At 70.9% G+C, this 23,312-nt stretch carries 28 protein-coding genes; 15 read left to right on the top strand and 13 right to left on the bottom strand.

The window, feature by feature from the left end; genetic code table 11:
* The 6 genes from AB1578_11050 to AB1578_11025 form a co-directional block, all read right to left on the bottom strand.
* The coding region (locus tag AB1578_11050; protein ID MEW6488432.1) for a hydrogenase subunit MbhD domain-containing protein at positions 1-710 on the bottom strand (710 nt) is incomplete at its 3' end.
* Entirely contained in the window at positions 707-991 is a 285-nt protein-coding gene (gene mnhG / locus AB1578_11045; protein MEW6488431.1) for a monovalent cation/H(+) antiporter subunit G, read from the bottom strand. The genes AB1578_11050 and mnhG, both read right to left, overlap by 4 nt.
* A gap of 8 nt (positions 992-999) precedes the next feature.
* Entirely contained in the window at positions 1,000-1,290 is a 291-nt protein-coding gene (locus tag AB1578_11040) for a monovalent cation/H+ antiporter complex subunit F (GenBank protein ID MEW6488430.1), read from the bottom strand.
* The gene (locus AB1578_11035) at positions 1,283-1,921 is read right to left on the bottom strand and encodes a Na+/H+ antiporter subunit E (protein MEW6488429.1); all 639 of its coding nucleotides are present in this window, start codon (positions 1,919-1,921) and stop codon (positions 1,283-1,285) included. Before AB1578_11035 ends, AB1578_11040 begins: the two co-directional genes overlap by 8 nt.
* Before the next feature lie 369 nt (positions 1,922-2,290).
* The gene (locus AB1578_11030) at positions 2,291-3,391 is read right to left on the bottom strand and encodes a TlpA disulfide reductase family protein (protein ID MEW6488428.1); all 1,101 of its coding nucleotides are present in this window, start codon (positions 3,389-3,391) and stop codon (positions 2,291-2,293) included.
* Between the two features lie 157 nt (positions 3,392-3,548).
* Positions 3,549-4,301 (bottom strand): epoxyqueuosine reductase, encoded by a 753-nt coding sequence (locus AB1578_11025; GenBank protein MEW6488427.1) that lies wholly within the window; start codon positions 4,299-4,301, stop codon positions 3,549-3,551.
* Positions 4,302-4,417: 116 nt separating this feature from the next.
* Between AB1578_11025 and AB1578_11020 the strand changes: the two genes are divergently transcribed.
* Both AB1578_11020 and AB1578_11015 read left to right on the top strand, forming a co-directional pair.
* On the top strand, positions 4,418-4,576 hold the full coding sequence (locus AB1578_11020; GenBank protein ID MEW6488426.1) for a hypothetical protein: 159 nt from the start codon (positions 4,418-4,420) through the stop codon (positions 4,574-4,576).
* Between the two features lie 161 nt (positions 4,577-4,737).
* The gene (locus tag AB1578_11015; protein ID MEW6488425.1) at positions 4,738-5,124 is read left to right on the top strand and encodes a DUF488 family protein; all 387 of its coding nucleotides are present in this window, start codon (positions 4,738-4,740) and stop codon (positions 5,122-5,124) included.
* Positions 5,125-5,142: 18 nt separating this feature from the next.
* Here the strand turns inward: AB1578_11015 and AB1578_11010 are convergent, their stop codons facing one another.
* The 5 genes from AB1578_11010 to AB1578_10990 form a co-directional block, all read right to left on the bottom strand.
* On the bottom strand, positions 5,143-5,778 hold the full coding sequence (locus AB1578_11010) for a hypothetical protein (protein ID MEW6488424.1): 636 nt from the start codon (positions 5,776-5,778) through the stop codon (positions 5,143-5,145).
* 145 nt (positions 5,779-5,923) lie between these two features.
* Positions 5,924-6,607 carry an HAD family hydrolase gene (locus tag AB1578_11005; GenBank protein MEW6488423.1) on the bottom strand — a complete coding sequence of 228 codons (684 nt, stop codon included), beginning with the start codon at positions 6,605-6,607 and terminating at the stop codon, positions 5,924-5,926.
* A 22-nt stretch (positions 6,608-6,629) separates the two neighbouring features.
* On the bottom strand, positions 6,630-7,265 hold the full coding sequence (locus AB1578_11000; protein ID MEW6488422.1) for a hypothetical protein: 636 nt from the start codon (positions 7,263-7,265) through the stop codon (positions 6,630-6,632).
* 274 nt (positions 7,266-7,539) lie between these two features.
* Complete coding sequence (locus AB1578_10995; GenBank protein MEW6488421.1) at positions 7,540-8,301, bottom strand: TorF family putative porin; 762 nt, start codon at positions 8,299-8,301, stop codon at positions 7,540-7,542.
* Between the two features lie 79 nt (positions 8,302-8,380).
* A complete protein-coding gene (locus AB1578_10990; protein MEW6488420.1) occupies positions 8,381-9,661 on the bottom strand; it encodes an ammonium transporter in 1,281 nt (426 codons plus the stop codon).
* Between the two features lie 524 nt (positions 9,662-10,185).
* Between AB1578_10990 and AB1578_10985 the strand changes: the two genes are divergently transcribed.
* The 6 genes from AB1578_10985 to AB1578_10960 all read left to right on the top strand — a co-directional run bounded on the left by AB1578_10985 (position 10,186) and on the right by AB1578_10960 (position 14,964).
* Positions 10,186-10,524, top strand: coding sequence for a P-II family nitrogen regulator (locus AB1578_10985; GenBank protein ID MEW6488419.1), 339 nt, complete (start codon positions 10,186-10,188; stop codon positions 10,522-10,524).
* Positions 10,525-10,745: 221 nt separating this feature from the next.
* Positions 10,746-12,692, top strand: a complete 1,947-nt coding sequence (locus AB1578_10980; protein MEW6488418.1) for an acetoacetate--CoA ligase — start codon at positions 10,746-10,748, stop codon at positions 12,690-12,692.
* A gap of 13 nt (positions 12,693-12,705) precedes the next feature.
* Complete coding sequence (locus AB1578_10975) at positions 12,706-13,113, top strand: (deoxy)nucleoside triphosphate pyrophosphohydrolase (protein MEW6488417.1); 408 nt, start codon at positions 12,706-12,708, stop codon at positions 13,111-13,113.
* A gap of 113 nt (positions 13,114-13,226) precedes the next feature.
* Positions 13,227-13,487 carry a hypothetical protein gene (locus AB1578_10970; protein MEW6488416.1) on the top strand — a complete coding sequence of 87 codons (261 nt, stop codon included), beginning with the start codon at positions 13,227-13,229 and terminating at the stop codon, positions 13,485-13,487.
* A 378-nt stretch (positions 13,488-13,865) separates the two neighbouring features.
* The gene (locus AB1578_10965) at positions 13,866-14,510 is read left to right on the top strand and encodes a radical SAM protein (GenBank protein MEW6488415.1); all 645 of its coding nucleotides are present in this window, start codon (positions 13,866-13,868) and stop codon (positions 14,508-14,510) included.
* Between the two features lie 22 nt (positions 14,511-14,532).
* On the top strand, positions 14,533-14,964 hold the full coding sequence (locus AB1578_10960; protein ID MEW6488414.1) for a hypothetical protein: 432 nt from the start codon (positions 14,533-14,535) through the stop codon (positions 14,962-14,964).
* Here the strand turns inward: AB1578_10960 and AB1578_10955 are convergent.
* Together AB1578_10955 and AB1578_10950 are read right to left on the bottom strand one after the other, a co-directional pair.
* Positions 14,961-15,263, bottom strand: coding sequence for a hypothetical protein (locus AB1578_10955; GenBank protein MEW6488413.1), 303 nt, complete (start codon positions 15,261-15,263; stop codon positions 14,961-14,963). The two genes, AB1578_10960 and AB1578_10955, sit on opposite strands and share 4 nt — an antisense overlap.
* A 65-nt stretch (positions 15,264-15,328) precedes the next feature.
* The gene (locus AB1578_10950; GenBank protein ID MEW6488412.1) at positions 15,329-16,306 is read right to left on the bottom strand and encodes a glycosyltransferase family 9 protein; all 978 of its coding nucleotides are present in this window, start codon (positions 16,304-16,306) and stop codon (positions 15,329-15,331) included.
* Between the two features lie 193 nt (positions 16,307-16,499).
* Between AB1578_10950 and AB1578_10945 the strand changes: the two genes are divergently transcribed.
* From AB1578_10945 to AB1578_10915, 7 genes are all read left to right on the top strand, one after another.
* On the top strand, positions 16,500-17,093 hold the full coding sequence (locus AB1578_10945) for a TetR/AcrR family transcriptional regulator (GenBank protein MEW6488411.1): 594 nt from the start codon (positions 16,500-16,502) through the stop codon (positions 17,091-17,093).
* 7 nt (positions 17,094-17,100) lie between these two features.
* Entirely contained in the window at positions 17,101-18,252 is a 1,152-nt protein-coding gene (locus tag AB1578_10940; protein ID MEW6488410.1) for an acyl-CoA dehydrogenase family protein, read from the top strand.
* A gap of 176 nt (positions 18,253-18,428) precedes the next feature.
* Positions 18,429-19,610, top strand: coding sequence for a (Fe-S)-binding protein (locus AB1578_10935; protein ID MEW6488409.1), 1,182 nt, complete (start codon positions 18,429-18,431; stop codon positions 19,608-19,610).
* Positions 19,611-19,770: 160 nt separating this feature from the next.
* Positions 19,771-20,562: an electron transfer flavoprotein subunit beta/FixA family protein gene (locus tag AB1578_10930; protein MEW6488408.1), complete on the top strand. Its 792-nt coding sequence runs from the start codon at positions 19,771-19,773 to the stop codon at positions 20,560-20,562.
* On the top strand, positions 20,559-21,554 hold the full coding sequence (locus AB1578_10925) for an electron transfer flavoprotein subunit alpha/FixB family protein (protein ID MEW6488407.1): 996 nt from the start codon (positions 20,559-20,561) through the stop codon (positions 21,552-21,554). Before AB1578_10930 ends, AB1578_10925 begins: the two co-directional genes overlap by 4 nt.
* A 40-nt stretch (positions 21,555-21,594) precedes the next feature.
* The gene (locus AB1578_10920) at positions 21,595-21,987 is read left to right on the top strand and encodes a GxxExxY protein (protein ID MEW6488406.1); all 393 of its coding nucleotides are present in this window, start codon (positions 21,595-21,597) and stop codon (positions 21,985-21,987) included.
* Between the two features lie 49 nt (positions 21,988-22,036).
* The coding region (locus tag AB1578_10915; protein ID MEW6488405.1) for an NAD(P)-binding protein at positions 22,037-23,312 on the top strand (1,276 nt) is incomplete at its 3' end.

Here is a 23,312-nt window from a genome sequence, read left to right as displayed (position 1 = left end):
ACGCCCGCCAGCGCCCCCAGCACGCCCGAGGCCCCCACCACGACGCCGGCCTGGAAGGCGCCCCCCGGTGCCTGCACCCCGGCCCAGAGGAGATACGCCCCCAGCATCGCCATCAGGGGCACCTGTACCCGCACCATGGCCAGGAGCACGGGGCCCGGGCGCGCCCCGGGCCTGCCGGCACCCCCGGGCCGGGGCGCGCCCAGAGACCACGCCGCGGCCACGACCAGCAGGAGTACACCCACTTCCAGCAGGGTGTCGTACCCCCGGAAGTTCAGGAGCACCGCCGTCACCGGGTTGCCCGCCCCGCTCGCATCCAGGTGGGCGTGCACCGGCCCCCGAAGGCTCGAGTTGGCCGCGGGGCCTGGGGCGGCCAGGGCCCACGCCAGCGCGAGCCCCAGGGCCCCGGCGAGGGCGGCCGGCAAGGGCTCCGAGGCCGTCCGCGGCCCGTGCTCGGTCCTCCGGTCTCCTGCCCCCTGGCCAAGGGCTGCAAGGAGGAGCGCCCCCATGAGGCCCGCACCGATGGCGGCCTCCGCCAGGGCCACGTCGGGGGCGTCGAGCCGCGCCCAGGCGAGCGCCATGAGGAGGCCGAAGGCGATGAAGCCCGCCACGGCCTCGTAGAGGTCGTCTGCCGCCAGGAGCCGCCACCCGAGCCACACCAGGGCCAGGGCCAGGAGCAGGTCGAACGCGGCAAGCGGGACAGGCGTGCTCACGGCCGCCCCCAGGGCGCGAGGCCCCGGGCCGCCGCCCCCCGGGCCACCAGGTGCGCCGAGGTGGCGCTGGCCACGAGCACCAGGCCCCAGGTGAGGAGGAGGCGCAGGGCGGCCGCCAGGGACTCGGCCTCCACCGCGAGCCCCAGCGCCAGCAGGCCCAGGCCCAGGCAGTCGGCCTTGGTGAGGGCGTGCAGGCGGGTGTAGACGTCGGGAAAGCGCAGAAGGCCCACCGTGCCCGCGAGGAAGAAGAAGACGCCGCCCAGGATCAGGGCGAGGGCCATCCAGGAGGTCACGGGCGGTCCCCGGGCGGGGGCGAAACGCCTTCCGGCGCGGGCCACCCCCGGCGCACCAGGGCTACGGCCGTCAGGGCCGCGAGCAGCGCGAAGACCAGGGCCACGTCTCCCAGGGCCCGGACCCCCAGCCCTTTGGAGAGGAGCAGGAGCACCGCCACCGCGGTGGTCGCCATGAGCTGGGCCGCGAGCATCCGGTCCGCCGGGGTGGGGCCCCGCAGGATGCGCACGACGCCCGCCACCAGGGTGGCGAGGAGCACCAGGGCGAGCCAGAGGTGGAGCTCAGCCAAGGGGCGGCTCCCTTCGCTTCGCCTCGGGGTCCCGTGGAGCAGGGGCACCCTGGGACCTATGGGACGAAGGGGACCCATGGGATGAAGAGAAGCCGAAAATCCCCGCGACTCGGGTTTCCAAGGCCGCGAGGCGCACGCAGGTGGGCTGAGAGAGGTCGAGCACGTGCACCGTGAGGCCCTCCTCCTCCACCCGGGCGCTCAAGGTACCGGGGGCAAGGCTCACGGAGTTGGCGAAGAGCACCCGGGCCGGGCCCTCGGGAAGGTTCCAGCGATAGTGTACGAAGCCCGGCTCCAGGGGCATGACGGGGGAAAAGGCACGCAGGGCTACGTCGATCCCCCCCCGGAGGGACTGCCACAGAAAGAAGGGGAGGAACCCAACGGCCCCCTTGAGGCTCCAGGGGACGGCCCGGGGGGGCGCCAGGGCCAGCGTCAGGGCAGCGGCGGCACACGCCGCCGGAAGGCCGACTCCCCAGGAACCCGGCTCTCCGTCCGCCAAGGCCCACCACAGGAGGGCGTACACGCCGGCCCAGGCCGCGAAGCGACCCAGGCAGTTGGGCTGCCTCGGTTGGCGGGGGTGGGGCCGCGGCGCGCCGGATCGGGGAACGGCGCGGGCCCCCGCGGGCTCTCGCACGGGGCTCTCCTCCTCGGGCCGCACGGGGAACGGAGGCTTCGTCCGGGATGGCGCTGGCAGCTGGGAAGGTACCACGGAGACGGCGGATGCCAAGGCGCGAAGGGGGCGGGCAGAGGGCGAACGCGGGCCGCCGGGATCAGGGAGGTCTCGCCGCAGACCGCCGAGCCTCGAGAGCGGACCGGGGGCCTCCCCTCCGGCGGCGCAGGATCCCGTGAGGTTGGGAATGGCCCGCGGCCTTCCAGCGGGGGAGGGCAAGGGCATCCCTCATCCGCAAGCGCAGCTCCACAGCCGCCTGCGCCGCCTCCGGGGAGGCCCCCGGCCCGCCCGCAGCCCGACGCCCGATTCCGAAGCGCTGTCTTTCAGGAGTTTCTAAGGGCGGGGCAGAAGCTTCACGAGGTCCGCCGCTCGGCGGACCTCGTCGAAGATCAGGGCGGAGCTCATGGTCGCCATGCTCACCGCGTCCATCTCGGGGTCGAACTGCAACCCCGCCATGGGGCGGCCCGCCAGGCGTCCCTCGAAGAACCGGTTGTCCTCCAGGTCCCACTCCTCGTTTCCCACCTTGGTCACGTGGATGGGCTCGAAGCCGAGGACCCGGCCCCTGGAGTCGAACGCGAAGAGAAAGTGCACCGCGTGGCAGACCTCGCACACCGCCCCCCGGGTGGCCAGGCGGGCATAGAGATCGAGGGGTCTTCCCTGCCGGAACGCGCGGTAGACGGAGGTGCCCTGGGCCAGGGCGAGCACCTGGACGGTCACCTCCGTGCCGGCCGCTCGGCCCAGGAGCCGAAGGGCTGCTTCCTGGATGCCCGGGGCCTCCAGCGGGAGGGCAAAGTGCGGCGCCTCGGAGTTTTCCCCGGCCCGGGGGTGGTGCGGAACACTCTCCCTCGAGAGGGCGAAGCGGGTGTGGGCGTGGAACTCGCTCTCCAGTTGAACGCCGAAGTAGGAGTTGACGAGGGTCCAGAGGCCGTCCTTCTTTCGCAGGAACAGGCTGAACGGGGTGCGCCCCGGGTCGCCGAGCCGCCGCCATTGGTCGAACTGGGGGTCGGCGGCGATCGGATAGGTGAGCCCCCGGGACTCGCGGTACTTGTACAGGTACTTCGCCTGGTTTCCGGCGGCGACGGCAAGCACCCGCACGCGCCCGGCCAGCTCGCTCCGGGCCACCTCCTGGTAGAACGCCTCCAGGTGCCGGACTTGCCGCTGGCACGGCACGCACGACTTGTTGAAGAACTCCACGATGAGGACCTCGCCCGGGACCTGGGAGAGGCGAAAGGGGCCGCTGCGCTGGGGCAGCCCGAGCCGGGGGTAGTCCTGCGCCGCCAGGAGCTCCTCGAACTCCAGGTCGGGCATGGGTTCTCCGGGCACGACCAGCATGTGTGCCGCGGCCGCGGGCTGCGCCAGGCTCAGGAGAAACCAGAGCCCCACCGCCATTGTCCGCCACGCCCCGGGCTTCTTCTCTCGGCTCGAATGGGTCAAACGCCATCTCTCCGGCTGCTCGGCGGCTTCCCGACGGTCGCCGCCTGCGGGTCGAGCCTCTAACCTACCGTGCGTTTCGTAGGGAAGTCAAAGCGCTTTTTGAATCGCTCTCGCCAGGTTGTGTCCGCCCCCCGTCGGGATCTCCCCCCGCAGCGGACTACGCGGGCCCCAGGGCGCAGGGCCCTACCGAGCACTTCCCGCAGCAGTCGGCACCCGTCTGCGCCTTCACTTCCAAAAGCCGGGAGTAACAGCCCCGCTTGTCCAGGTTCGGCTCCCCCGCGGGGGCGGCCGAGAGGGCTCCTGCAGGGCAGGCCTCGATGCAGTATCCGCAGCCTCCGTCGCGAAAGTACCGGCAGCGCTCTGGCTGGGGACGAGAGGTGGCCGGGAGGTCCGCATCGACGACCAGGCTGCCGCAGCGCCCCGCGCACCCCCGGTCGGTGATCAGCAGCCGGTGGAGGCCGAAGCTCCCCAGGCCTGCCAGGGCCGCAGCGGACTTGTGGGACCAGGGACTCACCAGGGTCTCTTCGTCCCAGTTGTGGGTGGCCGGCTGGGCGGCGGACCGCACGCCGCGCCCGGCCAGGGCTTCGCGAAGGCTTTCCACGATCCCATTGATGACTTGATTGGTCTCTTGATACGCTACCGCCCACTCCCTTGCGCTCTCGGACCCCCTCCGGTTGGCCCGGACAACGGCTTCCCCGAAGGGGACGAAAAAGGCCACCACGGTGCGGGCGCCGGGGAGGAGTTCCTCCGGCAGCAGGTGGGTGGGCTCGGTTACTTCGCGCAGCCGCAGCCACCCCGGGTCCTGGGCGCTGGCATAGCCCACCAGGGGTTCCCGATACGGGGTGCGGGTCGCGGCGCGGCGAACCCCCAGGGCGATGAGCTCCTCGATCCGGGCCGACAGGTGGGGCACCGCGTTTTCCCTTTCCCGGCGCGCATGCGCGCCGGCAAGCGGCCCTCATGGAGCCGTCGCCGAGAGCCGAAAAGGACTCCAGGGTACACGCATACCGAACACGGAAGGAGCCGAACGTGGAGACCAAGACGAAGAAGGCAGGCAAGGCAGCCGTTCGCGAGTACCTCAAGCGCCTGGACTTCGGGCGGAAGATCCACCTTCGGGTCGACGACGGCGCCCTTCTGGCCCTTTGCGAAGACTACCGGGACGACGAGCCCAAGCCCACCAAGAAGTAGGGTTTCGAGGTCTACTGTCCGGCCCTCTGGCAAACCACCTGCTCGCCGCTTCCCACTGTAGTAATAGGGCCCGAGGGCCCGGCCGCCGGCGGCGTACCCGCGCCGGGGGAACCCGGCGGCCCACACGAAGAGGTGCCGCAAGGCACCGGGAGGCGAGGGAAATGGCGATCCGCGTCGTCCGGTTGGGAAGCCCGCGGGCGCAAGGGGAGGGGCTGCGCCTCGGCACGGTGCGGCGCCCGCCCCGGGGAGTGCCCAAAGCCGAGTTCGCCTCCAGGGACTTCTACGACGTCTGGCTCCCGGAGCTGGCGCCGAGCGAAGAGCTCGTAAAGGCCGCCCGCGGGGCCGAGGACGAAGCGTCGTGGCGGGCCTTCGTCAAGCGGTACCGCGCCGAGATGGCCGCCCCCGAGCGAACCCGCCTCCTCGACCTCCTCGCCGCCCTCTCCCGCCAGACGGACCTCTCCGTGGGCTGCTACTGCCCCGTCGAGGCCCGCTGCCACCGCTCCGTGCTCCGGGAGCTTCTGCACGAAAGGGGGGCGGTGCTGGCGTGATCGTCGCCCCTGGGCGACTCACGAAGGGCTGCCGTTTCCGCAGGCTTCGGCAGTCCGCTCCCGCAGGCGCTGGGCGGCCTCGGCGAGCAGGGGGGAGAGGAACCGGTAGAGGCCGTACACCACGTCCACGTTCTCGCTGCCCCCCAGGCCGAAGTAGCACAGGAAGTGGTCGACGAAGGTGATGAGGGGCTTGGTGTCCCGAGCCTTCCTGGCGGCCGCGGCGTACTCGGCGTGCCGCTGGGTCAGGAACTCCCAGTAGGAGGCGCTGTCTGGGAAACCAGAGAGCCGGTCGCCGAAGTAGATGCAGGCCGCGGCCTCCTGGAGGAAGACCGCGCGCCGTTCCTCCGAGAGGGGAACGGTGGCCGAGAGCACCTTGAGGAGGGTGAAGTAGAAGGCAGCAATTTCGGCATCCTTGAGCCGGACGCGGGAGCCCGAGGCGAGCTCGAGGACCACCGTGAGGGCCTCGGTGACCCGGCGGCGGACGGGCTCCCACGTCGAACGCAGCACCTCGGCGGCCAGCAGGTGGATCGGATCCCAGAGCAGGGGGATGTAGAGCGCGTCGATGGCGGGCGGCGCCGATCGCGGCGTTGCCGCCGCCGGCCCCGTTCCAGGGGCCTCCTTCTTCCTGCCAGCCGGAGAAAGGTGGGGTCCCATGGGCAGAAGCTGTGCCTACCTCTCGCGCCGTTTCAGGCTGCGGGATCCAGGATGATCCTTGCGCACGCACGTCCTCCCGGTCGCGCCTCGGCCCCCCGCCCGGGCGCCGCCCGTTCCCGGCTTATCGGCCGCCAGCCGGAAATCTTTAGAACAGCGGTTTGAGCAGGCGGAGGACATCGGCAGGGGATGCTGCCAGGGCGTGGGCCCCGGCCTCCAGGAGCTCGGCTGCGGGCCGAAATCCCCACAGCGCCCCCACGGCCCGCATCCCCGCGGCCCGGGCGGTGCGCATGTCGGTCCCCGTGTCCCCCAGGTACAGGCACTCCCCCGGGGCGGCGCCCAGGAGCCCCGCCACCTCCAGGGCCCCCTTTGGGTCAGGCTTGACCGGGTAGCCGGGCCGTGCACCGACCACTGCGGCAAACTCCCACCGCCCCAGCAGGCGCCCAACCAGGTCCACGGCCGCGTCGTGGGGCTTGTTGGAGAAGACGGCAAAGGGCACCATGCGGCGGGTCAAGGCGTCGAGGAGTTCGGATACCCCCGGGTAGGGGCGGGTCTTGTCGGCGCAGCGGCGGTCGTACTCGGCCCGCATGGCAGCCAGCGCCCGGGCCACGGTGGCCGAGTCGAGGCGCTCGGGGGGCAGGGCCCGGCGCACCAGGGCCTCCATGCCGTCCCCCACGAAGTAGCGGTAGGCGTCCACGGGGTGCACCGGCATGCCCTCCTGCGCCAGCACGCGGTTCATGGCGCCGGCCAGGTCGTCGAGGGTGTCCAGGAGCGTGCCGTCCAGGTCGAAGATCACGGCGCGAAGGGCCGCCGGGCAGGCAGAGAGGGTCACTGGGTTTCCTCCGGGAAGGCGGCTACTGGGCGAGGCGGATCTGGAGCCGCGCCCCGAGCCCGGGTTGGAGATCGTCTGCCGCGTCGCGTGCCAGGTCTGACTCGTCGGCGACGTGTACCGCCGGCCTGCCCCGGCCGGCGGGCAGGTCCAGCCGCAGGGAGCCCACGTACAGGGCCTCTCCCGGGCGCAGCTCGAAGCGCCGGCCCAGGGGGACTTCCCCACGGAAGCGCGGCGGCACGGCGGTGCCGCCTCCTTCGAACCGGGTGAGCTCGTAGTCGCCCTGGGGCAGCCGGATCACGTAGAAGGGCTCGGGCTCCCGGCGCGCCCCGAGCGACGCGGCGGAGCGCAGGGGCAGGGAAAGGGTCTGGGCGCCCCCGTAGCGGAACACCAGCCGACACTCCCCCGCTTCCGGCGCCGCGGGGCACGGCAGCGGATCCCCGTCCACCCACACGGAGATGCGCCCCAGCACCAGGCCGTAGCCCGCCGGAAGGTCCTCGAGCCGGGTGCCTGGTCCCACCGGGAGCGCCCCCCTCTCCGGGGGCGCCCCGCACGCGCCGAGCCACAGGGCGGCCACCGCGGGCCATACCAGCAGGCTCCCCAGGAGGGCGCAGCGTCGTCTGGCCCTCTCCACCGTGCTTCCGGCTGCCGAGCGCCCCATGGGCTGCCTCCCCACCCCCGGGCCGCCCAGTCTGCCAAACCGGAGCGCCACGGGCAAACCCCCACCGAGTCCCCGGCGCGGCCGGGGCTGGCGAACCATCCCGGCGCGGCTCTCCGGACGCCTGGCGGCGCTTCGGGGCGCGCTGCAAGAAGAGAAGCCCCCCGGCCCCGGAGGAATGGGAGGCAGCCGCGGGTTGGGTCGCGGCCGGGCCGGGGGGTGGGAGATGTCTGGAGAAGGGGGAGGCCCCGAGGGGGCCGCCCCTGGGCCGGCTGGACTACAAGGAACGAGAAACCGTGAAGACCACGCGGTCGTCCGCGATGCTCCCGCCCAGGAAGGTGGCCTCGGTGGTGTTGTGGTAGCTCACGTCCAGGTCGAACCCCTTCAGGGAAGCCGAGGCCCCGAAGCGGTAGTGCACGTAGTCGAACCCGTCGTCCCCGTCGAGACCGTTGCCGTCGCCGGTGGACTTGTCGCCTTCGACCTTCTGCCAGCCCACCTCGGCCGCGAGCCCCAGCCCGTAGGGCAGCCCCAGGCCGAGGCTCCCGTTCAGGTAGTGGGCGTTGCCGTCCTCCCCGAAGAAGTCGGGCGAGTAGGCGTAGCCGGCCCCCAGGGAGGGCTCCACGGGGCCCAGGGCGGGCAGGGCGTAGCCGAGCTTGAGGTAGCCCTCGAAGAAGTTGATCTCCGGGTCGTCGTGCGCCTTGGGGTAGGAATAGTAGATCACTCCCAGGTCGTAGGAGAACCCGCCGACTTCGTTTGCGAAGCCCCCGTACCAGTCCATCTCGATGGAGCCGCCGAAGGCCACGTTGGAGGCCCAGGCGCCCACGTACAGGCCCACCGGTGAGGCGTAGTCGAACCCGCCCTGGACCGCGGGGTTCGAGTCGGTCTGGGAGATCCCGCGGAAGACGTAGTCCGAGGCAAGCGAGACGTTGCCGCTGAAGTTGGCGTCGTCGAGCCAGCCGCCGTCCCCGGCGAGGGCCGGGGCAGCGGCCAGGATGAAGGCGGCCAGAGCGAGGGCGGAGAGGAACCGGTGCTTCGACATGCGCGTCTCCTTTGCGTGTGCTCTTTCGGTGAGGGCCCGGGCCCGCAGGGGCCCGGGCCGAGAGGTTGCGTCGTCCAGGCTACTTGCCGGTGAACTCGGGGTAGGCCTCCATGCCGCAGTCGGAGAGATCCATGCCCTGGTACTCCTCTTCCTCGCTGACCCGGATGCCCACCACCGCCTTGAGCAGGCCCCACCCGACCAGGCTCACGCCGAACACCCAGGCGAAGATGGTGAGCGCCCCGGCAACCTGGCCGAAGAAGCTGGCGTCGCCGTTGGTGAGCGGCACCAGGAGCAGCCCCAGGAGCCCGCACGTGCCGTGCACCGAGATCGCGCCCACCGGGTCGTCGATGCGCAGCTTGTCCAGGACCAGGATGCTCCCCACCACCAGGAGGCCCCCCAGGGCGCCGAAGAGCGACGCCTGGAGTGCGGTGGGGGTGGCGGGCTCGGCGGTGATGGTCACGAGGCCGGCGAGCGCACCGTTCAAGAGCATGGTGAGATCGGCCTTGCCGAAGAGCAGCCGCGCCAGGATCAGCGCCGCTACGGAGCCGGCCGCCGCCGCGGCGTTCGTGTTGACGAAGACCATGGCCACCGCGTTGGCGTTGACGGCGTCGCCGAGCTTGAGGACCGATCCGCCGTTGAACCCGAACCACCCCATCCACAGGATGAAGGTGCCCAGGGTGGCCAGGGGCAGGTTGGCGCCGGGGATGGCGTGTACCTGGCCCTCGGGACCGTACTTGCCCTTGCGGGCGCCGAGCAGGAGAACTCCCGCCAGGGCGGCCGAGGCGCCCGCCAGGTGCACGATGCCGGAGCCCGCGAAGTCGCTGAAGCCCAGGTCGCCCAGGCTGAAGAGACCGAACACGTCCTTGCCCCCCCACGTCCAGGAACCTTCCATGGGGTAGATCAAGCCGGTCATGAGCACCGAGAAGGCGAGAAACGCCCAGAGCTTCATCCGCTCCGCCACGGCCCCCGAGACGATGGACATGGCGGTGGCGACGAACACCACCTGGAAGAAGAAGTCCGAAGCGCTGGCGTACACCGCGTCGCCCCCGAACCCCGCCTCGGCCGAGGCAGCCAGCACGTGGGAGGTGAGTTCCTCGGCGCTCGCCGCCCCCGAGAGCTCGATGCCCCGCAGGAACCACGTGCCGTCGTACATGATGGCGTACCCGCACACCAGGTACATGACGCAGGCCACGGCGAACAGGGCCACGTTCTTGGCCAGGATCTCGGTGGTGTTCTTGGCGCGCACGAGCCCCGCCTCGAGCATGGCAAAGCCCGCCCCCATCCACATCACCAGGGCTCCGCACACGAGAAAGTAAAAGGTGTCGAGCGCGTACTTCAGTTCGAAGATGTGCTGTTCCACGGTCCACGCTCCGCGTTAGGGTTCGGCGTTGGGTTGGTGCAGCCGGGGCTCGTCCTCGAGCGGACCGGCTGTGGTGACGTCGGCGACGGCTGCCCTTGTTTCAAGGCCCGTGCCAAGGGGCAGACCACTCCGGATGGCCGGCGGAAGTGCGCGCTCTGCGCGCGTTTTCGGCGGAGGGGTTTCCGTGGGCGGGCAGGAGAGGGCCCTGGCTTGATTCAAAATTGTCTCATTACGCAAAGGAAGCCACAAAAGCGTCTCGCATCTCTCCTCCCCCCTGGTCCTGCCCGGGCACCGGGGGCGCAGGCCCGAGAGAAACCCGTGCTCCGGCGGCCCCTCGCCGGAAACCGTGGCACGGATCGTGTAGCGACGGGGGCACGAGATCCGTGGGCCGGTCCAGCGGGGAGGCACAGGCGGGTGACGGCGAGCGACCCCTCCCCGGCGGGACGGCCCACGACCAGCGCACGCAGCCGGGCTCACCCAGAGCCGGCCGACGACGAGGGGCCCGAGCCCCGGAGGGAAGACCCATGATCAAAGTGGAAGCCATCGTGAAGCCGTTTCGCCTGGACGCGGTCAAGGAGGCCCTGCAGCACCTGGGCGTGCAGGGGATGACCATTACCGAGGTGAAGGGCTTCGGCCGCCAGAAGGGCCACTCGGAGATCTACCGGGGGGCCGAGTACACCGTGGACTTCGTCCCGAAGGTCAAGGTGGAGGTGGTGATCGGGGAGGACCTGGCCCCGAAGGTCGTCGACGCCATCTCCTCCGCCGCGCGTACCGGCAAGATCGGCGACGGAAAGATCTTCGTTTCCGAAGTCCGCGACGTCATCCGCATCCGCACCGGCGAACGCGGAACCGACGCCATGTAGGCGCCTGCGGCCACCTTCGTCCAAGCGCGAAGCCCCGGTTCGAACCGGGGCTTCGCGCTTTTCTGGGAAGTCTGCTTCGGCAAGCCGCCCCAGCCCGCGGCGCAGGCCGATTTCGAAACCAGGTTGAAGGCGAACGGGCGTTTGGGTATTGTCGCAGCTTCGACCGGCCGTCCGCCGTCGCACTGCCGCGCACACCCTCTGCCTTTCCCAGGAGGAACCCCATGAGCGAGCTCCTTTGGACCCCTTCGCCGGAAAAGGTCGCCCAGGCCAACCTGACGCGGTTCCTCTCCGCCGTGAATCGGGAGCATGGCCTCTCCCTCCAGGGCTACGACGACCTGTACGAGTGGTCCGTGAGGGAGATCCCCGCCTTCTGGGAGGCCATGTGGAAGTTCGCCGGCATCCGGCACTCGGCCCCCTACGAGGCGGTGCTGGAAGATCCCGTGATGCCGGGGGCAAGGTGGTTCCGGGGGGCACGGCTCAACTTTGCCGAGAACCTGCTGCGCCACCGGGGCGACCATACGGCCCTGGTCTTCGTGGGAGAGCGGGGAGAACCCGAGCGCCTCACCTACGCGGAGCTCTATGCCCAGGTGGCCCGGTTCGCCCGGTTCCTGCGCGACGCGGGGGTGGGCCAGGGAGACCGGGTGGCGGGGTTCATGCCCAACCGCATCGAGGCCGTGGTGGGGATGCTGGCCGCCACCAGCCTCGGGGCCATCTGGTCCTCGTGCAGTCCGGACTTCGGGTTCAAGGGCGTCATGGATCGGTTCGGCCAGATCGAGCCCAAGGTGCTCCTAACGGCCGACGGGTACTTCTACAACGGCAAGGCCTTCGACTCGCTGGCCCGGGTTGCCGAGGTGGCCCGGGAGATCCACTCCATCGAGAAGATCGTCGTGGTGCCCTTCGTCAGCGCCCGGCCGAATCTCTCCGGGGTCCCCAAGGCGCTCCTCTGGGCCGATGCGCTGGCCAACGACGCCCGGGAGGTGGCCTTCGCCCAACTCCCCTTCGACCACCCCATCTACATCATGTATTCCTCGGGCACGACCGGCGTGCCCAAGTGCATCGTCCACGGGGCCGGCGGCACCCTGATCCAGCACGCGAAGGAGCTCCTGCTCCACTGCGACCTCAAGCCCGAGGACACGATCTTCTACTTCACCACCTGCGGTTGGATGATGTGGAACTGGCTCGTGAGCTCGCTCTACGTGGGCTCTACGGTGGTGCTCTTCGACGGCAGCCCCGGCTACCCCGACATGTCGGTGCTGTGGAAGATGGCCCAGGACCTGAAGGTCTCGATCTTCGGGACCAGCGCCAAGTACATCGCCATGTGCGAAAAGAGCGAGGTGCGGCCGGGGACTGAGCTCGACCTGGCGCCGCTCAAGGCCGTGTGCTCCACCGGCTCGCCCCTCTCCATCGAAGGCTTCGAGTGGGTGTACCGAGAGGTCAAGGCCGACCTCCAGCTCGCCTCCATCTCGGGGGGCACCGACATCATCTCGTGCTTCATGCTGGGTTCCCCCATCAGCCCGGTCTACGCGGGCGAGATCCAGAAGCGCGGCCTGGGGATGAAGGTCGAGGCCTGGGACGACGACGGCAAGCCCGTGGTCGGCCGGAAGGGCGAGCTGGTGTGCACGGCGCCCTTCCCGTCCATGCCCGTGAGCTTCTGGAACGACCCGGGCGACGAGAAATACCTGGACGCCTACTTCCGCCACTACCCCGGCATCTGGCGCCACGGGGACTATATCGAGATCACCGAGCACGGGGGGGTGATCGTCTACGGCCGCTCGGACGCCACCCTGAACCCCGCAGGGGTGCGCATCGGCACGGCCGAGATCTACCGGCAGGTGGAGGCCCTGGAGGAGGTCGTGGAGTCCCTGGTGATCGGCCAGCCCTGGGAGGACGACGTCCGGGTGGTCCTCTTCGTGGTGCTGCGGTCCGGGGCGGCCCTGGACGAGGCCCTGAAGAAAAAGATCCGGGATCAGATCCGCCAGAACACCACGCCGCGCCACGTGCCCGCCAAGATCATCCAGGTGCCCGAGATCCCGCGCACCATCAGCGGAAAGCTCGTGGAAATGGCGGTCCTCCAGACCGTGCAGGGCGAGGAGGTGAAGAACAAGGATGCCCTGGCCAACCCCCAGGCACTCAACCACTTCAAGGACCTGGCGGACCTCAAGACCTGACCCGGGCGCGTCCGTGAACGGGCCCCCCCCGGCCCCGGTGCCCGTGGTGGCCGCCGTGCTCTGGGACGACTGCGGCAGGGTGCTGCTGGCCCGGCGCCCGCCGGGGGGGCCCCACGGCGGCTTGTGGGAGTTCCCCGGAGGCAAGGTGGAACCCGGGGAGAGCCCCGAGTCGGCGCTTGCCCGGGAGATCCTCGAGGAGCTGGGGGCCGTGGTGACGGTGGGGCGGGAGGTGGCCCGGGTGGATCACGCCTACCCACACCTGCACCCCCACCTCACCGCCTTCGCCTGCACCCTGGCCCGGGGTACGCCCGTGCCCCTCCACGGCCAGGAGCTGGCCTGGCTCGAGCCCGGGGAGCTCCTCTCGCGCCCCATGCCCGAGGCCGACATCCCCGTCGCCCGGAAGCTGGCTTCGCAGACGTGACCGCAGGCCGCCGCGCAGGGCGGGCGCGACCCAAATCTTTTCAGCGCCGAGAGCGGCGCAAGGCGCAGACAAGGCTTCGCCGAGAGGTTCGAAAAGAGAGCCGACGCCACGGCGTGCCGGTGCCGAGCACCCGCTCCATCCCGAATCGCCAGTGCGGCTACGCGGACGTGGAAGAGGAGCGTCAGGAGCGTCAGGACACGACCCTGGATCCCCTGTCGGTGCTGCGGGCGCAGCTGCCGAGGCTGCTCAAACGGCTCGCCATCATCCCTGACCCTCGGCACCCCAAGGAGACCAAGCATCCGCTCACGGTGTTGTTGCTCTACGGCCTTCGTGCGGCGCAAGGCCTCTCGGCGTCAGGCCAACCAAGAGCTTAGCCGGCCGATGGTTCTGGAGAACCTGAGGCTGCTCTTTGAGACGCTCGCCGGGCCCTGGCTCGCCCCCGAGTATGTCCAGCCCGGTGGCATCAGGGCTCGTTGCCGCTTCGACTGGAATAGGCAGGGCTGTGGCGCCACACGGGATACACACGGCGGGTGAGGACGCTTGCGTCCACACGGCCGGGAGGCCGCGTCGACAGGGGCCGGAATCCGCGTCTTGCAAGCCTCGGGGCCCGAGCAAGGCCCCCGACCCCCGCGCACCCCGTCGCTCAAGGGCGATTCGCGTCCCTCGCGATCGACCCCCCGCGGGTCGTGCGTCAGCACTGCTGGACGCGCCATGCCGTTGCCCGCGGCGAGCCTCCGTGATAGCTTCGGCCCATGGCCGAGCTCCTCGTCTCCGAGATCTTCTCCAGCATCCAGGGCGAGTCCCACTGGGCGGGCTACCCCTGCACCTTCGTGCGCCTGACGGGGTGCAACCTCGACTGCTCCTACTGCGACACCCGCTACGCCCGGGATGGTGGAACCGCCATGTCGCTCTCCGACATCGTGGCGGCCGTGGACAGAGCGGGCCTGGCCACGGTGGAGGTCACCGGAGGGGAACCCCTGCACCAGGAGCAGACCCCGCAGCTCCTGGGGACACTCCTGGCCGGGGGCCGGCGCGTCCTCCTGGAGACCAACGGGAGCCTTCCCCTGGAGGGGGTGCCCGACGGGGTGTGCGTGGTGATGGACCTGAAGGCCCCGGGCTCGGGGATGGCGGCCTTCACCCGGTGGGCGAACCTGGCGCAGCTGCGGCCCACGGACGAGATCAAGGTGGTGTGCCGCCACCGGGAGGACTACGAGTGGGCCCGCAGTGCCCTGCGGGACCGTGGGCTCCTGGGACGCGTGCGGGTGAGCCTCTCCCCGGTCTGGGGCGAGCTCGACCCTTCGGAGCTCGCCCGCTGGATGCTCGCGGACCGCCTCGACGTGCGGCTCCAGCTCCAGCTCCACCGCATCCTGTGGCCCGGGACGGACCGGGGAGTCTGAGCCGGCTCCGGGACCGCCACCCATGCGAGAAGCCCGCAGGACCCCCGACGGTCGCTGGTATATGCTGGAAGACGGCGACGCCGTGTGCCGCATCGGGCCGCCCGAGTGGGGCCCCGACGACGCCGGGCACTGGCCGCGGGTCGACCTGGAGGCTCGGGCCGTGGATGAGAAGATCCGGTGCCCCCGCTGCGGGACCACGTGGAACCTGGAAGAGTTCGACTGCATCTTCGGCACCGCCCGGCGGATCGGCAACGACGTGCTCGTGCTGGTGCGCTGCACGACCTGCCGCCTGCCCCACCGGGTCCGGGCCGTGGGTTTCGTCACCGCCTATCCCCGGCTGATCGCCCTCATGGAAGGCTGGGCCGGCGAAGGCCGCCGCCGGGCGGCGCTTCGGGCCGAAGAGGAGAAGCTCTACGGGGCGGCCGCCGATCCCGGGGAGCGTCCCGGGGGCTAGCCCAGGAGGTGGCGCAAAGCCTCGAGCGACGAGGCGCCGCAGCGCTGTACCGCCTGGGCTGCATCCCGATTGGCCCGGCTCACCTGGTCGCGCACCGGCTCGCCGGTACGCCCTTCGGTGGTCTCCAGGCCGAGGCCCGCGGCGGCCCGAAGGGCCTCGGCGCTGATCTCCACCCGGTCGGCGGTTCCTGGAGCATTCCGGGCCGGCGCAGCGCCGACGCGTTCCTCCGCTGCCGAAGAACGGAGGCCGACTCGGGCCGTGACGGGAATGGGGGCGTGGGGTTGGCTTGCGACCTTCATGGCATCCCTCCTTGGGAACGGACCGCGGCCCCCGCCGCAGTGCGGGCACTGTAGTACGGCCCCGGTCATTGCGCAAACCCGCCTGCCAGCAGGTCCACGGCGGCCGACACCACCTCGCCCGCGGGAAAGAAGTTCTCCCAGCACGGGGCGACGCGGCACGCGACAGGGCCTCCCCCGGTGCAGGGCGCACACGGCGCAGTGACCCGAACCACTCGGATCCGCGGGCCCATGGGGCGCCACAGGGTCGGGTCCGACGGCCCGAACACGGCCACCGACGCAATGCCCAGGGCGGCCGACAGGTGGGTGGCGCCCGCGTCGTTTCCCAGGAAGAGTCGCGCCCGGGCGAGAACCGCCAGGAGATCCGTCAGGCTCTCGCACGGCCGCACCCGGTCCGCCGCTCCAGACAGCGCCTCCCATCCCCCGCGCTCCCGCTCCGCCGGACCCAGGACCAGGGTGACCGGCAACTGCGTCCGGACCCGGAGCGCGCCGAGCACCTCCGCCCACACCGGCGCCGGGACGTTCTTGCGGGGATCGCCGCTCCCGGGGTGAAGGAGAATCTCGGCCGCTTCCCTGTGGGGCAGGACCTCGCGCCTCCAGGAGGGGAACCAGGGGGTCCTGGGGGGCGCCACCCCCTGGGCCTCGAGCTGCCGCCCCTGGTGAGCCGGAACCCAGGCGCCGCCCCGGGGAGGAAAGCTCGCGACCCCCAACACCCGGGGGCCGGGGGGAGTCCACCAGGCGGGGGCCACTCGCCCTCCGAACGCCAGGATGACCTGCCCCCCCCGCAGCGCAGCGACAGCCTCGGGTGCCGGTGAATCACCCCAGAGAGTGTGCCCCGAACGCAGGAGCTCCGGCGGCGCCGCCCCGAAACCCGGGAGCAGTGCGAGGCGCTCCGGGGGCCCCCAGAAGCTCCACTGGAGATCCGGGTAGGCCTGGACTACCCGAAACACCGCGGGCAGGGAGAGCACGAAGTCCCCCAGGGCGCCCGCGTGGTACACGAGACCGGCGGCCGGCACCCCACCGGGCTCAGAGTTGTTGTGCGACATTGCGTTCCTTCAGAGCACCAGCTCAGGTCGGGCGCGCCACATGGGAATGATCCGACCGATTCGACCGATCGGCCGGATCGACCGCGCGCCCAAGCTCACCCGGCGCGATTCCCGTGTCAAGAACCCGGGCGATTCCCCCTTGACGCCGGAGGGCCGCCGCCGTATTTTACTGACTCGTAAGTAAGGAGACGACATGTCCCAGGGCGACCACCGCAGGGAGCAGATCTTCGAGACCGGGGCCCGGCTCTTCGCCGAGAAGGGTTACGGCCGCACGAGCCTGGAGGAGGTGGCGGGCGAGCTGGGGGTGACCCGCCCGGCCCTGTACTATTACTACCGGTCCAAGGAAGAGCTCCTCTACGAGATCACCTGTTTCGTGATGGACCGGGTGATGGCCGACCTCCGGGAGGTGGCGGCAAGCCCCGCCCCACCCTTGGAGAAGCTCCGGGAGCTCATCGGCCGCTACGTGCGGTTCTTCGCGTCCCACCCCCACGAGCTCACCCTCATGTCCACCGAGGTGGACTCCCTGGGCAACGAGCGGCGCCGCGTCATCCTGGAGCGCCAGCGCGAGTACCTCGGCCGCGTTCGCGCCATCGTGCGCGAGCTCCTGGCCGAGCACCCCGGAACCCCCCTGGACGAGACGGCGGTGGCCTTCTGGCTCCTGGGAGGCATGAACTGGATCTTCAAGTGGTACGACCCGGCCGGGCGGATCAACCCCGACAAGCTCGCCGACGACTTCACCCGGCTCTTCTGTTTCGGGCTCCAGGGCCCCCCTTCTGCCGAGGAGTGACGCGACCATGTCCCAGTTCGAGCTCACGCCGGAACAAAAGGACATCCAGAAGGCGGCCCGGGAGTTCGCCCAGGGAGAGTTCCCCCAGCGCGCCCGAGAGGCCGACCAGACCGAGACGTGCCCCCGAGAGCTGTACAAGTTGGCGGCGGATCTTGGGTTCCAGGGCCTCTTCTTCCCCGAGATCTACGGCGGCGCGGGCCTGGGCTACCTGGATTTCTGCCTCGCGGTGGAGGAGTTCTGGCGGGTGGACCCGGGTCTCGGACAGGCGCTCGGATCGGTCACCTTCGGCGCGGACCTCCTGCTCCTCTATGGGACCGAGGAACAAAAGAAGCGCTACCTCCCGCCCCTGGCGTCCGGCAAAGCCATCATGGGCGCCGCCATCACCGAGCCAGACGCGGGGAGCGACATCACCGCCGTCACTACGGCGGCCTTGCGCGACGGGGACGAGTGGGTGCTCAACGGCACGAAGATGTTCATCACCAACGCCACCCTAGCCGACTACCTCGTGGTCTTCTGCCTCACCAATCCCCACGCCCCCTCCCGCCACGAACGCCACTCCTGCCTCATGGTGGAGACGGACCGCCCGGGGTACAAGGCCACGAAGCTCCACGGCAAGCTGGGCATCCGGGCCTCCGACACCGCCGAGGTGGTGCTCCAGGACGTGCGGGTGCCGGCGGGAAACCTGATCGGCACCGAGGGCATGGGGTTCTTCCAGTTCATGGAGTTCTTCAACCGCACGCGCCTGCACATCGGCGCCCAAGGGGTGGGAGTGGCACAGGGCGCGCTGGACAAGGCCGTGCGCCACGTGAAGAACCGGGAGCAGTTCGGCAAGCCCCTGGCCGCGTTTCAGGGGGTGCAGTTCAAGATCGCCGAGATGGCCACCCGAGTGGAGGCCGCCCGGGCAATGGTGTACCGGGCTGCGGCCCTGGTGGACGCGGGCACCGTGGACCACCGCCTCATCGCCATGGCCAAGTGGTTCGCGGGCGAGACCGGCGTTCGGGTGACCGACGAAGCCCTCCAGCTCCACGGCGGCTACGGCTACCTCGCCGAGAACGACATCGAGCGCTTCTACCGCGACGCCAAGATCGTGGAACTCTACGAGGGCACCAAGGAAGTGGAAAAGCAGATCGTGGCGCGGACCATCCTGGGGAAGGTGTGACGGGAGTTTGGACAGGATGACAGGATGAGCAGGATGGAGGCGGTTTCGAGTCGCATGAAATATGTGCATGCGTCCAGGGGCGTCGGACCTTCCCACTCGTCCGCAAATTCAACTCCCCCAGCGTTCGCGCCCATTCTCATCCTGTCCATCCTGTCATCCTGTCAAAGGATCTTGTCTTGACCCGACTGTGCGACATCGACGGCGTACCCCTGGCCGAGCGCTTCGAGCTCGGGGCGTGCCTGCAGTGCGGGCGGTGCACGGGGGGGTGCCCCATGAGCCTGCGCTCGCCCCTGAACTCCCGCCGGCTCCTCTACGAGAGCCTGATCCGGGAGGACGGGGAAAAGCTCCTCGACCGGGAAGAGGTGTGGGACTGCACCGCGTGCCGCACCTGCGCCGACCGCTGCCCCCGGGGGCTCACGCCGGTGGACGTGATCCGGGCGATCCGCACGGTAAAGATCGAGGGGGGCCGCATCCCCGAGACCGCCATGGCCGCCCTGGAGTCGAGCCTCAAGCACGCAAACCCCTGGGGCCGCTCCCGGCAGAAGCGAACGGTCTGGGCCGAGGAGGCTCCCTGCGAGGTGCGCAGCCTCGAAGCGGACCAGGAGTCGGAGCGCCTCTGGTTCGTGGGGTGCACCCCCGCCTACGACCCGCGGTGCCAGGGGATCGCCCGGGCGCTGGCGCGGATCTTCGCCTCCGCCGGGTACGACTACACCACCCTGGGGACCGAGGAGGCGTGCTGCGGCAGCGAGGTGCTGCGCCTGGGGGAGCAGGGGCTCTTCGAGGAGCTGGCCGAGACGAACAGGGAGACCTTCCGGGAGCTCGGCTTCCGAGAGGTGGTGGCCACCTCGCCCCACTGCATGAACACCTTCCGCAAGGACTACGGGCTGGAGATCCCCGCCCTCCACTACACCGAGGCCCTGGCCGGGCTCGCGGCCGAAGGCCGCATCCCCTTCGCGCGCAAGGTGCCGCTGCGGGTCGCGTTCCACGACCCCTGCTACCTGGGCAAGCAAAACGGCATCTACGGCGCCCCCCGGGAGGTCTTGCGGGCGGTGCCGGGCGTGGAGCTCGTGGAGTTCGACCGCTCCCGGGAGCGCAGCCTGTGCTGCGAGGGGGGCGGAGGCCGGATGTGGCTCGAGGGCCTGGGGGAGGGGGAGCGAAACGCCCAGCTTCGGGTGCGCGACGCGGCCGAAATGGGCGTGAACGCCGTCGTCACCGCCTGCCCCTTCTGCCTCCTCACCCTGGAGGACGCCCGCAAGACCGCCGGCCTGGAGGAGACCCTGGAGGTGATCGACCTGGCGGAGCTTGTGGAGCGGGGGTTGGAACCGGAAGGTGGATCCGAAGACAGGATGACAGGATGAACAGGATGGAGCAGTCGGCAGGGTTTCGCGGGTGGGAAGGGTCTGCTGCGAGAGGTCTTGCTTGGAGAGGCAAATCCCTCGCACAAGGTCCAGCCGCTCCGTGATCTCATCCTGTCCATCCTGTCCAAGAACCGTCTCTCCCTTCTACAAGGAGGAGCCCATGAAACTGGCCGTCTTCGTGAAACACGTGCCCGACACCGCCGAGGCCGACCTCCAGGTCGCCGCCGGCGGGCGCTCGATCAAGGCCGCCGGCCTGCCGTTCCAGATGAACGAGTGGGATCGCTTCGCCCTGGAGGAGGCGGTGAAGCTCAAGGAGGCTTCGGCGGGAACCCTCACGGCCTTCCTCCTGGGCCCCGAAGAATGCGAGGAGAGCCTGCGCCGCTGCCTCGCCGTGGGGGCCGATCGGGCGGTGCGGGTCTGGGACCCGGGCCTCGAAGGGCAGGGGCCCGCCGGCGCGGCGGCGGTCCTGGCCGCCGCCGTGGTGGGGACCCCTTACGACCTCTACCTCTGCGGCGCCCAGGCGAGCGACGACGGGTACGCCATGGTCGGACCGACCCTCGCAGCCCTCCTGGCCGTGCCCTGTACCACCCTGGTGAACCGCCTGGAGGTCACGGGCTCGGTGGCCGTCTGCGACCGGGAGCTGGAGGCCGGGTGGACCGAGCGGGTCGAGGTCGACCTTCCGGCCCTGGTCACGGTCCAGACCGGCATCAACGAGCCCCGGTACGTCTCGGTCCTGGGCATCCGCAAGGCCCGGGGCAAGCCCGTGGACCTCTTCGACCTGGCCGGGCCCGGCCTCGACCGGGACCAGGTGGGCCGGCTCGGGAGCCTCCTTACCGTGGAGGCCCTGGAGCCCTTGCCCGAGGGCAGGGCGGCGGAGCTCCTCGGGGGTGCGCCCGACGAGGCGGCGGCCCGGCTGGCGGCGATCCTGCGGGAGAAGGGAGGTGTCCTGTGAGCGCCTGCGCCGTGTGGTGCGTGGTGGAGCACCGCCAGGGCGCGGTGCGGGACGTGACCGGGGAGGTGGTCGCCGCCGCCCGGAGCCTCGATCTCGGCCCGGTGACCGCCGTCGTCCTGGCGGGACCCGGGGAAGCCCACGGCCTTTCCCGGGCCGTTCCCGGGAACCCCGAGGCCGTGCTCGCCCTGGAGCACCCGAGCCTCGCGGGATTCAACGGCGCGGCCGTGGCCCAGGCGCTGGGCCGCCTCGTCGGGGAGCGCCAACCCCGGGTGGTCCTGGGGGCCCACTCGGCCGCCGGGATGGAGTGGGCCCCGGCGCTCGCCGCCGAGCTTCGGGCACCCCTGGTCACCGACGCCACGTCGCTGTCCTGGGAAGGCAACCGGCTCGGCGCCCTGCGGGCCGTGTACGGGGGCAAACTCCAGGCCCGGGTCCGCCTGGCCGAGGCTCCCACCGTCCTCGCCACGGTGCGGCCCGGATCCTTCGAGGCAGTGGGCAGCGGCGCCGCCCCGGCAGTGGAGGTCTCCTCCCCGGAGCTTCCGGCAACGCTCGGCAAACGGTTCGTCGCGTGGATCCAGGAGGCGGCCGGAGCGGTGGACATCACCCAGGCCGACGTGCTGGTGAGCGTGGGGCGCGGCATCGGGGACGCGGAGAACCTCGACGTGGCGCGGGCGCTCGCCCAGGCCCTGGGGGCGACCCTCTCGTGCTCCCGCCCCGTGGTGGACTCCCACTGGCTCCCCAAGGAGCACCAGGTGGGCATCTCGGGCAAGACCGTCAAGCCCAGGGTCTACCTGGCCCTGGGGATCTCGGGCGCCTTCCAGCACATTGCCGCCATGAAGGGCGCCGGCCTCATCGTCGCCGTCAACAAGGACCCCAAGGCCCCCATCTTCCGCATCGCCCACTACGGCATCGTCGGCGACCTCTTCAAGGTCGTCCCGGCGCTGACGAAGGCGGTGAAAGAGAGGTTGGGGGGCGGGAGACCGGGGACAGGATAACAGGATGGACAGGATGCGGGGGAGAACGACGGGGGAGCGCATGCGCTTCGAGGACCTGACCGCGAAGATCATCGGGGGTGCCTACCGCGTGCACAACCGCATGGGGTTTGGGTTCTTGGAGTCCGTTTATGAAAAGTGCCTGATGATCCAGCTCCGGCGCGGTGGGTTGAACGTCGAGGCCCACCCGCCGATCGCGATACAGTACGAGGGTGAGCCCGTGGGCGAGTTCTTTCCTGACCTTCTCGTCGAAAGAGAGGTCGTCGTCGAGCTCAAGGCGGCACGACGCCTTGCCCCGGCCCATGAGGCGCAACTGGTCCACTATCTAGTCGCGATGGGAAAGGAGATCGGCCTGCTGATCAACTTCGGAGAGCGTCGCGTCGAGGTGAAGCGCAAGCATCGAGATCCGCCCAGGCCCGATGAAGACCAGCCCTGATCCTGTCCATCCTGTCATCCTGTCCCGCGGGTCCCCATTGGTCCTCGTCGTGGGAGCCGGCATTGCGGGCATCCAGGCGGCTCTCGACCTCGCGGAGGCGGGGGTGGAGGTGACGCTGGTGGAGCGGGGGGACTCCATCGGGGGGCGCATGGCCCAGCTCGACAAGACCTTCCCGACGCTGGACTGCTCCTCCTGCACGCTGACGCCCCGCACCGCCGAGGCCGGGAGCCACCCCCGCATCCGGCTCCTCACCCGCTCCGAGGTGGTGGACCTGCGGCCCGAGGCGGCGGGGTTTTTCGCCCAGGTTCGGGTTCGCCCGCGGTACGTGGATCCCGAGGCCTGCGTGGCCTGCGGGAAGTGCGCCCAGGCGTGCCGGCTGCGGGGACGGGTCCCCCGGGAGTTCGACCTGGGGCTCGCCCGGGGCAGCGCCATCGGGGTTCCCTTTCCCCAGGCGGTGCCCTCGGCCTACGCGGTGGACCCGGGCCGCTGCCTCTACCTCACCCGGGGCAAGTGCGGTGACGGACCCAAGTGCGCCGAGGCCTGCGACGTGGGTGCTGTTCACCTGGACGAGGTGGAGGAGGTGGAGGAAGTGCGGGTTGGCGCCGTGGTCGTCGCGGCCGGGTGGAGCCCCTATCGGCCGGACGACCCCGACACGGGGCGCCCGGAGCTCGGCTTCGGCCGCTACCCCCAGGTGCTGACGAATCTCCAGTTCGAGCGGCTGTGCTCCGCCTCGGGCCCCACGGGCGGGAAGCTCCGCGTCCCCGGCCCCGACGGCGAAGGAGGCGACGAGCCCCGCCGGGTCGTCTTCCTCCAGTGCGTGGGCTCCCGCGACGCCACCACGGGCGCCGCCTACTGCTCCCGGGTGTGCTGCATGGCGAGCCTCAAGCAGGCGGTGCTGGCCCGGGAGAAGCTCCCGGACGCCGAGGTCGCGGTGCTCTACATGGACCTGCGGGCCTTCGGGAAGGGCTACGAGGAGTTCCAGGAGCGGGCCCAGCGGCTGGGCGTGGTGCTCCGGCGGGGGAACCCCTCGGAGGTGTACCGGAAGGGAGCCGGCCTGGCGGTGCGCTTCGAGGACACGCTGCTCGGCCGGGCCGAAGAGCTCCCGGCAGACCTCGTGGTGCTGGCGGCGGGGCTGCGCCCCCCCGAGGGCCTGCCGGAGCTCGCCGGGGTGCTGGGCCTCGGCCTGGGGGACGACGGCTTCCTCGCCTGCCCGGACCCCCGGGACCCGGTGCTCTCCCCCCGGGAGGGCATCTACCTCGCCGGGGCGTGCCGCGGCCCCCTCGACATCCCCGACGCCGTGGCCTCTGGCTCGGCCGCCGCGGCCG

It is taken from the genome of Thermodesulfobacteriota bacterium (assembly GCA_040756475.1).
Taxonomy (GTDB): Bacteria; Desulfobacterota; Deferrisomatia; order Deferrisomatales; family JACRMM01; genus JBFLZB01.
This window is presented reverse-complemented; position numbering and strand designations above follow the sequence as displayed.

Excerpts from the sequence above, each read along its gene's own strand:
- AB1578_10950 (MEW6488412.1), bottom strand. The coding sequence starts at position 16,306 with ATGTCGCACAACAACTCTGAGCCCGGTGGGGTGCCGGCCGCCGGTCTC.
- AB1578_10945 (MEW6488411.1), top strand. The coding sequence starts at position 16,500 with ATGTCCCAGGGCGACCACCGCAGGGAGCAGATCTTCGAGACCGGGGCC.
- AB1578_10930 (MEW6488408.1), top strand. The coding sequence starts at position 19,771 with ATGAAACTGGCCGTCTTCGTGAAACACGTGCCCGACACCGCCGAGGCC.
- mnhG (MEW6488431.1), bottom strand. The coding sequence starts at position 991 with ATGGCCCTCGCCCTGATCCTGGGCGGCGTCTTCTTCTTCCTCGCGGGC.
- AB1578_10995 (MEW6488421.1), bottom strand. The coding sequence starts at position 8,301 with ATGTCGAAGCACCGGTTCCTCTCCGCCCTCGCTCTGGCCGCCTTCATC.
- AB1578_10955 (MEW6488413.1), bottom strand. The coding sequence starts at position 15,263 with ATGAAGGTCGCAAGCCAACCCCACGCCCCCATTCCCGTCACGGCCCGA.
- AB1578_10980 (MEW6488418.1), top strand. The coding sequence starts at position 10,746 with ATGAGCGAGCTCCTTTGGACCCCTTCGCCGGAAAAGGTCGCCCAGGCC.
- AB1578_10920 (MEW6488406.1), top strand. The coding sequence starts at position 21,595 with ATGCGCTTCGAGGACCTGACCGCGAAGATCATCGGGGGTGCCTACCGC.
- AB1578_11010 (MEW6488424.1), bottom strand. The coding sequence starts at position 5,778 with ATGGGACCCCACCTTTCTCCGGCTGGCAGGAAGAAGGAGGCCCCTGGA.
- AB1578_10985 (MEW6488419.1), top strand. The coding sequence starts at position 10,186 with ATGATCAAAGTGGAAGCCATCGTGAAGCCGTTTCGCCTGGACGCGGTC.
- AB1578_11000 (MEW6488422.1), bottom strand. The coding sequence starts at position 7,265 with ATGGGGCGCTCGGCAGCCGGAAGCACGGTGGAGAGGGCCAGACGACGC.
- AB1578_10940 (MEW6488410.1), top strand. The coding sequence starts at position 17,101 with ATGTCCCAGTTCGAGCTCACGCCGGAACAAAAGGACATCCAGAAGGCG.
- AB1578_11015 (MEW6488425.1), top strand. The coding sequence starts at position 4,738 with ATGGCGATCCGCGTCGTCCGGTTGGGAAGCCCGCGGGCGCAAGGGGAG.
- AB1578_10965 (MEW6488415.1), top strand. The coding sequence starts at position 13,866 with ATGGCCGAGCTCCTCGTCTCCGAGATCTTCTCCAGCATCCAGGGCGAG.
- AB1578_10960 (MEW6488414.1), top strand. The coding sequence starts at position 14,533 with ATGCGAGAAGCCCGCAGGACCCCCGACGGTCGCTGGTATATGCTGGAA.